Origin of the sequence: Thalassospira sp. UBA1131 (assembly GCF_002311515.1) — a bacterium.
GTDB lineage: Bacteria > Pseudomonadota > Alphaproteobacteria > Rhodospirillales > Thalassospiraceae > Thalassospira.
Genome location: NZ_DCAO01000044.1, coordinates 105560 through 117085 on the forward strand (window position 1 = coordinate 105560; position 11526 = coordinate 117085).

Consider the following 11526-nt stretch of genomic DNA (forward strand, 5'->3'; position numbering starts at 1 on the left):
GGTTCCAGGCGTCATGGTGTGATCGGCCGTACCACGCGCGGCATTTCAGAAGCCTTTGGCATTCCGCGCAAAGGGGTGCTGATTGCCTTTATTCTGGTCCTGATCTTCAGCTTCCCGGTTGGCGTGATGCTGTTTGGTCTGGCATGGGCCTATGTCCATCATCCGCACTGGTTTGATGCTCTGCGCGGTAAAGTACGCGGTGCCGGCCAAAGCACATCGGCCGGACGTGCAGCCCGCCAGAACAACAGCACGGCAGATGCCGCAAACGAGCGCCCGACGGTTGGCGTTGATTATGAAGAAAGCTGGATGGAAGACCTGCGCGAGCAGTTTGACGATCTGGAACGGCGCACCGGTTCGATGGAAGGTTTTGTCGCATCTGGCGATTACCGTATGGCATCCGAATTCAAAAAGATGAAAGAGGATGACGAAGCCGGTAAGGCCGATAATGACAGCAAGCCGGACGATACCAAAACGGATGGGCCGAAGGCCTAAGCACGAGCAGAGTATTTTGAAGAGATTGACGGCGGTTTTAACAGCTACCCCAAATCCCCCCTCGCGTTAGTAATGTGAGATCGTCGTCAAACACATAAACCGGACCTTTCCCAAGGTCCGGTTTTGTTTTGTCTGGTTATTGGGGGCGGATCAAGCGATGCATTTTTGCGCCGTGCTCATGGCCGGGGCAAAGGCGTCGCGGATGACGTTTTTCAGCGCGGTTGTGGGTTCGCCGTGGGCCTGACGAGATGTCCGGATCACGGTCGTGACCATTGGCGGGGATGGGAAGGCATCGGAAATGACCTGAATATCAGGTGTCAGGCAGTGATCGCCGATCAGGGCAACGCCAAGCCCGGATGCAACGGCAGACACAATGGCGTTGCTGCTGGCACAGGTCAGGATCGTTTCAAATCCTGATGCGTGGGTCAGGCCGGTTTCCATCGCCCATTTCTGATAAAAACAATCCGGATCAAACGCCAGAAACGGGATCGGTTTTGACCCGTCGAGTTCGAAATCAGGAGCCTTGACCCAGTGCAGCGGTGTCTGGCGGAGGGCGATATCGGTCGGGCGTTTGAGATGATCAAACAGATCAAAGACGCCAAGATCAATTTCGCGGTTTTCAAGCTGATGCGCGATATGCAGGCTTTGGGCAGTGGTGGTGCTGACCGCGACGTCGGGATAGAGCTTTTTGAAATGACCCAGAATGCCGGGCAGGCCGTTATTGGCCATGTCCTCGGTCATGCCAAGGCGCAGGCGACCTTTCAGCGGTTTGCGCGCCAGGCTGATCAGGGCTTCTTCGTGAATGGCAAGAATACGCCGGCCATAGACGAGTAATTGTTGACCTTCGCGGGTGAATTTGGCCCCGCCGGCGCGGCGATCGAGAATGGCGTAGCCCAGCCCGTCCTCGAGCCGTTTGATCTTGTGCGAGATTGCTGATTGCGACAGGGCAAGGTGATCGGCCGCGCGGGTGATACCGCCATGATCGGCAATGGCGCAAAGCGCTTCGAGGCTTGCGATATCAAGACGGGGCATGGCGAGGGTCTTTCCTGACGGGCGTGCTGCATGACAATTTCAGATGATAAAATGATATCTATTCATTTGTGTCATGGCAAGGCGCAGCCCATCATCGGGGTATCAACAGATTTCCCGAGATAAGGAGAACCCGATGAAGCCGGTCGCAACCGATCATGTTCTGATGAATAACACACGTATTGCCCATGGGATGTATGGCGATGGGGTACCTGTCATTTTACTGCATGGTACGCCGTCATCATCCCTGATCTGGCGCGATAGCATCGAGCCGCTGGTGACTGCGGGATACAAGGTGCATTTGTTTGATTTGCTGGGATACGGGCTGTCGGAACGGCCATGGGATCCGGAAATCGATACATCTATCAGTGGGCAGCTGCCGATTCTGGAAGGGTTGATGGATCACTGGGGCCTGACATCGGCCCATATCGTCGGTCATGACTTTGGCGGGGCGATTGCCCAGCAGGTCGGCGTGTTTCGCCCGGATGTTGCACGGACCATCACCCTGATTGATGCGGTCAGTTATGACAGCTATCCGTCCAAACGCACACGCCAGCAGATGGAGGCCGGGCTTGATGTTCTGGCCAAGGCGCCGGATGCAGAACACCGGGCGCATTTCCGTGACTGGGTGAAATCAGCCGTGGTTGATCAGAAGCGGTTCGAGGGCACAGCGCTTGAAACCTATGTCGATTACATTTCCGGCCCGATTGGTCAGGCGAGCCTGTTTCAACATCAAATCCGCCAATATGACCCGATCCATACAATGAAGGTGGCGGACCGGTTGGGCGAGCTTGGCACCAAGCCGGTCAAGCTGATCTGGGGCGCGCAGGATGCCTGGCAGACGCCCGATTGGGCGAAACGTCTGCATGGCGATATTCCGGGATCGGAGTTGAGCCTTGTGGAAGGGGCGGCGCATTTTGCGCTTGAAGACAAACCTGATGAAATCAACGCGCTGATCCTTGATTTCCTCAGCCGGCATCGCGACGCCTGAGCGGATATCGGCCCGACATTCATGGAACCGGACTTTGCCACTGTGGGTGGGGTCCGGTTTTTCTTTTGTTTGCAGTTCCTTGCGGCAAAACCCCCAAATAGCGTTTATCACTATACCTAATTTAAAGGTTTTTCCGGCAAAGTCGGAAAAATTGCCCATATAGTGCGCTATAGGGCAGGCAGCTTTTGGGGAGCACCATATGACGACCATGATCGAGCATCCCGGCGAACAGGATTTTCTGCATCGTTTGATGCTTGATAACCCGTGGTGGGATGGCGTCACCGATGATCAGGTGCAAGGCCTGCCGCAGCGGGCGTTTTTCAAGCGGTTCTGGGCGGCAATTGAAAAGAATGACGGGCAGAAGGCGGTTGTTCTGACGGGCCCACGCGGGGTGGGCAAGACCGTGATGATGCGTCAGGCCGTGGCGGAGCTTTTGAATGCCGACACGCCCAGACGCCATGTTTGCTATATCTCGCTTGAACATCCGCTGTTTCTTGAGGTCGACCTGCCGCGTTTGCCGAAGCTGCTGCGCTCCATGCGCGGTATTTCGGCCGATCATCCGCTTTGGCTGTTTATCGACGAGGTGTCCTATCAGCGCGACTGGGAGGCCAGCCTGATCAAACTGCTGGCGGCCGATCCGATGTTACGCGTGGTCGCGGTCAGTGCGCTGGCGCCAGCCGGGGATAATGCCGAATATATCCAGAGCCTGTTTTTACCGCCCTTCAGCTTTGCCGAGTATCTTGAGCAAAAGGGCATAGCACCCAGTGATGTCTTGCCCGAAACGCCAAATGTCGGGCGCTATACCGCCGATGTACCGGACGGTTTGGTGGCGCTCAACGACCTGTTTGAGGATTACATCAACGAAGGCGGCTTTCATGCCGCCAATGGCGAGGCCGGGGCGATTCACCGGTCATTGCATTCCGATTTGCCGGGCCTGCATGGCATTTCAAGCCCGTCGGATTTGCATCGGTTGTTTGCGCTTCTGGCCTATAACACCGGGTCGGAATTTTCGATCGAGGGGCTGGCGCGCGAGCTTGATATCGCCAAGAATACGCTTCGGCGGTATCTCGAATATCTTGAAAGTGCCTGGCTGGTGCGCCGTCTTGAACGTGTCGATCAGGATGCCAAACCGTTTCAGCGCGCGGTGGCGTTTAAGGTGCACCTCATTCATCCGGGCTTGCGCACCGGTTTGATTGGCGTTCGGGCGTCTGATAGTGCGACCATCACACGGTTGGCGGAAACCGCGATCCAGACTCAGTTCCTGACATCAAGTGTCGGGATGGAAAGCCTTTATTACGCGCGCTGGGGGCAATATGAGGTGCCGTTTGTGTTCCTTGATCGCCGTTCCGGCACGCCGCTTTTTGCCTATCACTGCTTGTGGCGCGATGAGGCGATCCGCAAGCCCAAGGAAATCCGCGCCCTGGTTAATTTCCGGGGCAGTCATGCCTTGCCACTTGGGGCGTTTGTCCTGACCAAGGCGCAATGGCATGGCGGGAAGCTTGGCGGGGTGCCGATGCGTTTTGAACCGGCCAGTGTGCTGGCCCTTCGTATCGGGCTTGAATTTTCGCAGCTTTGATGTGTGCGCGCGGGAAAGGAGGTCTTTGATGACTGGGTTTTTACGGTTTTGCCTCTGCTTTTTTGCCGGGATGGTCTTGCCGGGGATTGCGTTTGCGCAGGCACAGGTTGCCTGCCCCGCCGAGCCGCATTGGAGTAACACCACACCGCCGATCAATATCGAGCATGTCTTTTGCGGTGAGGTCGATGGCAATCGGGCCAAGGGATTTCATTCCCGCCCGGACGGTATCAATCCGGCAAGCGTTGCGGATGTGAAGATCACGCAAGAACCCAATGCCAGTGGCGTTTACGGCGCGACCATCACACTGGTGAACCCCGATGGACCCAACCCATCCAAATTTTCGACCATGTACCCCGACACATGCAGTCAGGCGGAGGTGGAGAAATCCATTATCTATGCCTATGACCATCAGGTGACCTGCCCAACCGGCGCGCCGCATTGGGCATCTTGCGGGTTCAATCGACCTGAAGGCGGATCGAGTAATGGGTATTGCGTTGGTCCATCGGAAGATGTGCTGTTTTACATCGCCTTTGCCACACTCAGTCACGGGGCAAATGCGGGCAATATCAACACGGCCTTTCCGCTGTATTGATCAAGGGTGGCAAACGGCAGGTGATGAAAGACATTTATAATGACAGCCGGTGATTTTCCGCTGCCCGACTGGCCGGGCAAGGTTGACAATGATCCGGGGCATGACCGGATTGCGGCTTGCCTTGTGATGGATATCGGGCGTGCGGACCAATGGGCGGCTGAGGTGCTTTTGCGCGTTGGCAAGGTACGCCAAGGTCTTGAAGCCTCTTGGGAAATGGCGATGAATGCCTACATTCTGAAGGTCGGGCCGGACACAACCGAGATCGCGCCGGTTTATGACGAAGCGGGTGAAAGCCCGGTAACGGTCCGCACCAATGATCTTGAGGCGGGGCTGCGGGCCTGGATATCAAAGCTCTCGGAAAGTCCGGATTAACCGGGCGGAAAGCAATTTGCCCGAAGCTGGGCGTGGTTGGACAGGATGAGTAAAGCGATTTGAACCCGGCATTCTGGCGTATTCCCGCATGTGCGATGGCGATATTGGCGGTGGCATTTGTCATGTCCGCGAGCCATCCCGCATGGGCGCAAAGCGCAAGCACCAAGGAAGCGCCATCTGACCCGCTGGAAAAATTCCTGCATCAATATGTTGAGCATGCTGGTCTTCCCGGCGCCGTAGTGGCGATTGGGTATGGCGAGGGCAATGTGCGCTATGCCGCGACCGGTTATGCCAGTGTCCGACCCGAAACCGGCATGACGCGGGATCGGCAGTTTTATATCGGATCACTGACCAAAATGATGACGGCGGTTGTGACCCTGCAACTGGCATCCGAAAAGCGGATTGATCTGGCCGATCCGATTGGCAAATACCTGCCCGAGGCCTTCCGTGATCGCATTGCCAATGCCGATCGCGCGACCATTCGTGATTTGCTGCGCAACAGTTCGGGCATTCCCGATTATCTTGATGGCGAGTTCTTTTTTGAGCTGGTCGGGCGTGACCCGCAGCATGGCTGGCGCAATGTCGAACTGTTGCCGCTGATTGCCGATCGGGAAGCCTATTTCGCGCCGGGAACAAACTATGCGCCATCCAACAGCAACTTTATCTTGCTTGGCGTCATGATCGAGGCGGTTGAGGGTGACCATATCGAGGCAGTGTTTAACCGGCGGATTTTCGAACCGGCCGAGATGATCAATACATCCTTTGGCCGGTATCCCCGGCCTGCATCGCTGGCACGGGGCTTTGATGATGGCAATGGCGACGGGCAACTTGAAGACGTCACCGATTACGATGTCGGCGATCAACTGGCCGATGGCGGGGTGATTTCAACGACTGAAGATCTGGTCAAATTCGCCCGTGCGCTTTTTGTTGAGGGTGTGCTTCTGGGCCCGAACGCGATCGAACGGGCAACGACCGATACGGTTTTTGCCGGTGACGGGTCTTATGGCTATGGGCTTATGATCGGTTCAAGCGACTGGGGCCCGGTCTGGGGCCATGACGGCATCTATTTTGGCTATTCCGCCGAGTTTTCCTGGTTCCCGGAGCAGGACACGGTGGTGGTGTTTCTGGCCAATGGCCGGGCGCTCAATGAAGTACCATCCGTAACCAGCATGCTGATGACCGGTTTGTTCGGCAAGCCGGAATAGGTTTATCTCCCTGTTTTATCGATGTTTTTCTATCAAGCTTATGCAGATATGCATAAGGCAAGGGCGCACCTATGCATGCAGGTCACAACTGATAGGATTATAATAGTTAGAATTCTAACGAATTTCTCTGTTATGGTTCGGACATGGAAAATATTGATCAAAACACCCCTTATTTGACCCTTGGAAGTGCCCTGATGCGCGTAGCGCGTTGTTGGCAGCGCGAGGTCAATCGCACCCTTCAGGCGCATGGCCTTTCGCAGACCATGGTCATGCCGCTGATCGTTTTGCATCGCCATGGCGGTGCGGTACGCCAAGGCTTGATCGCCGAGGAAATCGGTGTCGAGGGCCCGTCACTGGTCCGCGTCATCGATCAGCTTGAACGAGACGGTTTGGTTACGCGTGTCTCTGATCCCAGTGATCGCCGTGCCAAGATGGTTGCCCTGACCGATGCGGGCCGTGAAAAGGCCGTCGAGATAGAAGCTTTGTTGGGCAATTTGCGCGGAGAACTGACCGCAAATGTTTCTGAAGAGCATCTGAACATCACCCTTGATGTCATGCGCGAGTTGCTGACCCAACTGGATGCGCGTGACCGGTCACAATAGGCAGGAGGACCCGGCATGTTACAAAACATCCTGTCTTTCCGGCCGAAACCAGTCGACTGGATTTTCTCGGTCAAGACGTTCGCTGCCTCGATGCTGGCACTTTATATCGCCATGGCGTTCGATCTTGATCGCCCGGTCTGGTCGATGGCGACGGTTTATATTGTTGCCCACCCACTTTCCGGGGTTCTGGCATCCAAGGCGGTTTATCGTGTTTTGGGCACCCTGCTTGGTGCCGTGGTCGCGGTCATCCTGATCCCCAATCTGGTTAATGCGCCGGTGGTGCTGAGCGCTGTTTTGGCACTTTGGGTTGGCGTGTGCCTGTTCTTTGCCCGCCTTGATCGCACCCCGCGCAGTTATGTCCTGATGCTGGCCGGGTATACGGTTGCCCTGATCGGTTTTCCGTCGGTGACCGACCCAATCGGTGTGTTTCCAACCGCGATTGCCCGTTTTCAGGAAATCACCCTTGGTATTCTGTGCGCGACGTTGGTAGGCCACATCATCCTGCCGCGCCATCTCGGTCCGGTTATTGCCGCGCAGATTGATGGCTGGATGGGCGATGTTGCCAAACTGGTGACCGAAAGTTTTGATGCTGATATGGACCCCGACCAGCTTGACCGCGACCGGGCGCGGATTGCGAGCGACCTTGGCGAGTTGCGCGGCATGGCGTTGCATCTGGGTTATGAAAAATCCCGCTTTGCCGGGCAAACCCGGGAATTGCAGGCCTTGCAAAGTGCTATGGCGTCTCTGCTGCCGGTTTGCTTTGCAGTGCATGATCGCCTGACGGCCCTTAAGGCGGCCGATGTGAGGGTGCCAGAAGAACTGCGTCGTCTGTGCGATGACATTATCAAGCACGTCAATCAAGAGAGCCATGATCCGGCTTTGGTCGCTGATTTGCATCACGGCGTGACAGCATTCCGCGATCAAATCCGCCTGGCAGATGATTGGGGCGGGCTTTTGATGATCAATCTGTGTGACCGGTTGCACCGGTTGTTGGATTTCCATCATGACTGCCGCGTTTTGTGGGACGGTATTCGTGCGGGCAAAGCCCCGTCTGACCTGCTTGGCCGCTGGTACGGAGCTGCAGGTGCCGAGGGCATGGACCGCGATGCCAATGGGGCCGTGCGCAGCGGTATTGCCGCAATGGTGGCGGTCATTGCGGTTTGTGCCTTTTGGATCGCCACTGGCTGGAATGCCGGTGGGACCGCAGCGATGATGGCGGCGGTTGGCAGTTCGATCATGTCGTTTCTGGATAATCCTGTTCCGGCGCTTAAAGGCTTTATGCGCTACACCACGATCGCGGTTGGCGGGGTTGTTTTTTACAATCTGATGATCCTGCCGGGTATTGATGGCTTTCCGCTGTTGGTTCTGTCGTTCGCGCCTTACTGCATTGTGCTTGGTGTGTTCATGACATCGCAGGTGACCTATGGGTTCGGACTGGCGATGGTGGTCAACCTTGTCATGATCCTGAACCTTGATACGACCTTTAGTAGCGATATCGAGAGCATTCTGGGCGGTGGCGTCGCATCCCTGATCGGCTTTGCCGCGGCGGCTGTTGCCATTGCCCTGATCCGGGTCGTGCCGGCAGACCAGTCGATCATGCGTCTGGTTCGCGCCAACTGGCGTGACATCGCAGCGGTTGCACGTGGATCGTTCGCGCATGGGCGTTTGATCCTTGTGCGACGGTTGCTGGATCGGCAGGGCTTGATCCTACCGAGGTTGGCAATGGCACCGCAGCGTCGCGACACCCTGATTCGGGTGATGCCGGAAGTCTCCATCGCCTCCGCACTTTATGATCTGCGTATGGCGACTTTGTTTGCCAACAAGCCGGTTTCAGATCGCATCAAGGTGCTGTTGCGGTCGATTGCGCGCCATTTCGAGGCACGCCTGACCGATCCGGACCGGTTGCCCGATCCATGGATTGTCGAGGAGGTCGACAACCTTCTTCGCATGGCGGTCAGTGATTTGGCAGCGGCAGAGCGCGAACGGCTTGTTTTGCCGTTGGTTGCCTTGCGTCGCACGCTTTCAAAAGCAGGCGTACCACGCCTGCGCAAACATTCCGGCGGCGGCATGTTGCCAGCCCAGCCGACGATCATGGGAGAAACAGCATGATCAATCCGACACTCAATCTTTACGGCCTGTATGTTCCGACCGTTCTGGCTTTGGCCATTGCTGCATGGGGGTGCCTGAAGGTCACCCGATTTGGTCTGGCGCAGATCGGTTTTTACAAAATCACCGTTCATCCGGCGCTGACTGACCTTGCGCTTTATGTGCTGATCCTGACCGGGCTTTCGGCCGTCTTTCTGAAATAGGTACTGTTATGAAAAACACTCTTTTGAAAAGCCTGCGCATCGGGTTTACGGCATTGCTGGTGCTAATTGCCTGTGTTGGCGGATGGCATCTGTATGATTATTACATGAACGAACCCTGGACCCGGGATGGTCGCGTGAGTGCCGATGTGATTTCAATCGCGCCTGATATTGGCGGACTGGTCTCAGAGGTGATGGTGAAGGATAACCAGCCGGTCAAGGCAGGTGACGTTCTGTTTGCCATTGATCCGGCGCGCTATCAGGTGGCAGTCAATCAGGCGCAGGCCAAACTTGAAAATGCGATTGCCGCGCGCGATCAGGCCAAACGCGAAGTTTCACGCTATAGCGAGCTTGATCGCGATGTTGTCAGTGATCAGAAAAAAGAACAGGTAAAAACCGGCCTTGCGACTGCGCAGGCCGATGTTGATCTGGCGCGTGCGGACTTGTCGCTTGCGCAATTGAACCTTGCGCGTACCCGGGTGGTCGCGCCGGTTGATGGGGTTGTTACCAACTTCTCGCTCAGGCGCGGGGCATATGTTGGTGCGGGCAGCCCGATAGCAGCGCTTGTCGATAGCAACTCGTTCTATGTCGCGGGCTATTTTGAAGAAAACAAATTGCCGCGCATTGCGATTGGCGATCGGGTCAACGTGATGCTGATGGGCGAAGACCAGCCTTTGCATGGCCATGTCGTCAGCATCGCAAGGGGCATTCAGGATAGCGAGCGTTCCGGCAGCTCTGCCGGACTGGCACAGGTCAAACCGACCTTTAGCTGGGTAAGATTGGCGCAGCGCGTTCCGGTCCGGGTCGAACTTGAAGACGTGCCTGGGGATGTGCGCCTTGTTGCCGGGCGCAGTGCAATCGTGACAGTCGAGGATGAAAATGCGCAAAGTAGTTTTGCCGGGCTGAGCCCGAAGCTATTGTTCTAGGAGAAGAGCGCGACATCATCATGCCGCACCGCAAAAAGTGGCTTGCAGTGAAAAGCGAGTTTGGGTAATTTTCGTAAAAATAAATATCAAATATTGTACGAATATTATCAAACGGGAGATTCCTGATGGCTGCTGCCCCACGTCCGCGCCGTTCTGTTTTGTATATGCCGGGATCAAATGCGCGTGCCCTTGAAAAGGGCAGAAGCCTTCCGGCCGACGGGCTTATTCTGGATCTTGAGGATGCGGTGGCACCCGATGCCAAGGATACCGCGCGGGATCAGATTGTAAGCGCGCTTTCCGAGGGCGGCTATGGCAAACGCGAAATCCAGATCCGCACCAATGGCCTGAACACGCCGTGGGGCTATGCCGATATTGTCGCGGCCGCCAAAACATCGGCGGATGCCATTCTGCTGCCCAAGGTCGAAAGTGCCGATACGGTGCGACAGGTTGCCAATATCATGGAGGCCGAAGGCGCGCATGCGGGCATGACCATCTGGTGCATGATGGAAACGCCGCTTGCGATGCTCAATGCCAAGGAAATTGCCGGGGCCCATCCGCGTCTTGGCGGGTTTGTCATGGGGACGTCCGATCTTGCCAAGGATTTGAACTGTGCGCATACCCCGGACCGTTTGCCGATGGTGACCAGCCTTGGTCTGTGTCTGTTGGCGGCACGCGCCTATGGGCTTGCGATCCTTGATGGTGTGCATCTTGATCTGTCCGACGATGCCGGGTTTGCCGCATCCTGCAAGCAGGGGCGCGAGTTTGGCTTTGATGGCAAGACGCTTATTCATCCCAAAACCATTGCAGCGGCCAACGAAGCCTTTGCCCCGGCAGAGGCCGAGATCGAATGGGCGCGTAAAATCATTGCTGCGCACGAAGACGCCAGTGCGGCGGGCAAGGGTGTGGTCGTGGTCGATGGCAAGCTGATTGAAAATCTGCATGTGGTGTCGGCCAAGAAACTGGTCGCGATGGCCGATTTGATCGCGGAAATGGACGCCGCCTAAGCGCAGCAACAGCATCAGACAAAACGGGTCGCGCCGAGTAACGAAAATGGCTGCATTCAAGACAGCCAAACTGGCGCGCACCGGTGTTTTACAGAAAATCCGGCCTTTCAGGGAGGCAATCGAATGTCAAAGACCAACGCGGGCAATTATTTTGAGGATTTCCAGATCGGACAGGAAATCCGCCATGCCACGCCGCGCACAATCACAAGCGGGGATGTCGCGCTTTATACCGGGCTTTATGGCCCGCGCTTTGCCGTGCAGTCGTCTGACGAGTTTGCCCAAAGCATCGGTTATAAGGCCGCACCCGTCGATGATTTGCTGGCGTTTCACATGGTGTTTGGCAAGACGGTGCCCGATGTGTCTTTGAATGCAGTGGCCAATCTCGGTTATGCCGGGGGCGTGTTTGGTGTTCCGGTCTATCCCGGCGATAC

At 56.3% G+C, this 11526-nt stretch carries 13 protein-coding genes; 12 read left to right on the forward strand and 1 reads right to left on the reverse strand.

Annotation, left to right across the window (positions count from 1 at the left end; genetic code table 11):
• Positions 1 to 492: hypothetical protein (locus tag B3Z49_RS07225; RefSeq protein WP_296989424.1), on the forward strand; the 492-nt coding region annotated here is incomplete at its 5' end.
• 150 nt (positions 493 to 642) lie between these two features.
• Here B3Z49_RS07225 and B3Z49_RS07230 read toward each other — a convergent pair.
• Positions 643 to 1524, reverse strand: a complete 882-nt coding sequence (locus tag B3Z49_RS07230; protein ID WP_296989426.1) for a LysR family transcriptional regulator — start codon at positions 1522 to 1524, stop codon at positions 643 to 645.
• A gap of 133 nt (positions 1525 to 1657) precedes the next feature.
• On the opposite strand from B3Z49_RS07230, the gene B3Z49_RS07235 reads away from it, so the two are divergent.
• The 11 genes from B3Z49_RS07235 to B3Z49_RS07285 all read left to right on the forward strand — a co-directional run.
• The gene (locus tag B3Z49_RS07235; RefSeq protein ID WP_296989428.1) at positions 1658 to 2512 is read left to right on the forward strand and encodes an alpha/beta fold hydrolase; all 855 of its coding nucleotides are present in this window, start codon (positions 1658 to 1660) and stop codon (positions 2510 to 2512) included.
• Between the two features lie 199 nt (positions 2513 to 2711).
• On the forward strand, positions 2712 to 4088 hold the full coding sequence (locus B3Z49_RS07240; RefSeq protein ID WP_296989432.1) for an ATP-binding protein: 1377 nt from the start codon (positions 2712 to 2714) through the stop codon (positions 4086 to 4088).
• A gap of 28 nt (positions 4089 to 4116) precedes the next feature.
• On the forward strand, positions 4117 to 4680 hold the full coding sequence (locus B3Z49_RS07245) for an EndoU domain-containing protein (RefSeq protein ID WP_296989434.1): 564 nt from the start codon (positions 4117 to 4119) through the stop codon (positions 4678 to 4680).
• Between the two features lie 39 nt (positions 4681 to 4719).
• Positions 4720 to 5052, forward strand: coding sequence for a hypothetical protein (locus B3Z49_RS07250; protein WP_296989436.1), 333 nt, complete (start codon positions 4720 to 4722; stop codon positions 5050 to 5052).
• Positions 5053 to 5174: 122 nt separating this feature from the next.
• Entirely contained in the window at positions 5175 to 6257 is a 1083-nt protein-coding gene (locus B3Z49_RS07255; protein WP_296989438.1) for a serine hydrolase domain-containing protein, read from the forward strand.
• Positions 6258 to 6400: 143 nt separating this feature from the next.
• Positions 6401 to 6859, forward strand: coding sequence for a MarR family winged helix-turn-helix transcriptional regulator (locus B3Z49_RS07260; protein WP_008888462.1), 459 nt, complete (start codon positions 6401 to 6403; stop codon positions 6857 to 6859).
• 15 nt (positions 6860 to 6874) lie between these two features.
• Positions 6875 to 8968, forward strand: a complete 2094-nt coding sequence (locus B3Z49_RS07265) for an FUSC family protein (RefSeq protein ID WP_296989440.1) — start codon at positions 6875 to 6877, stop codon at positions 8966 to 8968.
• A complete protein-coding gene (locus B3Z49_RS07270; protein WP_210515380.1) occupies positions 8965 to 9168 on the forward strand; it encodes a DUF1656 domain-containing protein in 204 nt (67 codons plus the stop codon). The genes B3Z49_RS07265 and B3Z49_RS07270 overlap by 4 nt, the downstream gene beginning before the upstream one ends.
• 8 nt (positions 9169 to 9176) lie before the next feature.
• Positions 9177 to 10091: an HlyD family secretion protein gene (locus B3Z49_RS07275; protein WP_296989445.1), complete on the forward strand. Its 915-nt coding sequence runs from the start codon at positions 9177 to 9179 to the stop codon at positions 10089 to 10091.
• Positions 10092 to 10216: 125 nt separating this feature from the next.
• Positions 10217 to 11095 carry an HpcH/HpaI aldolase/citrate lyase family protein gene (locus B3Z49_RS07280; protein ID WP_296989447.1) on the forward strand — a complete coding sequence of 293 codons (879 nt, stop codon included), beginning with the start codon at positions 10217 to 10219 and terminating at the stop codon, positions 11093 to 11095.
• A gap of 123 nt (positions 11096 to 11218) precedes the next feature.
• On the forward strand, positions 11219 to 11526 hold a 308-nt coding region (locus B3Z49_RS07285; RefSeq protein ID WP_296989450.1), incomplete at its 3' end, for a MaoC family dehydratase.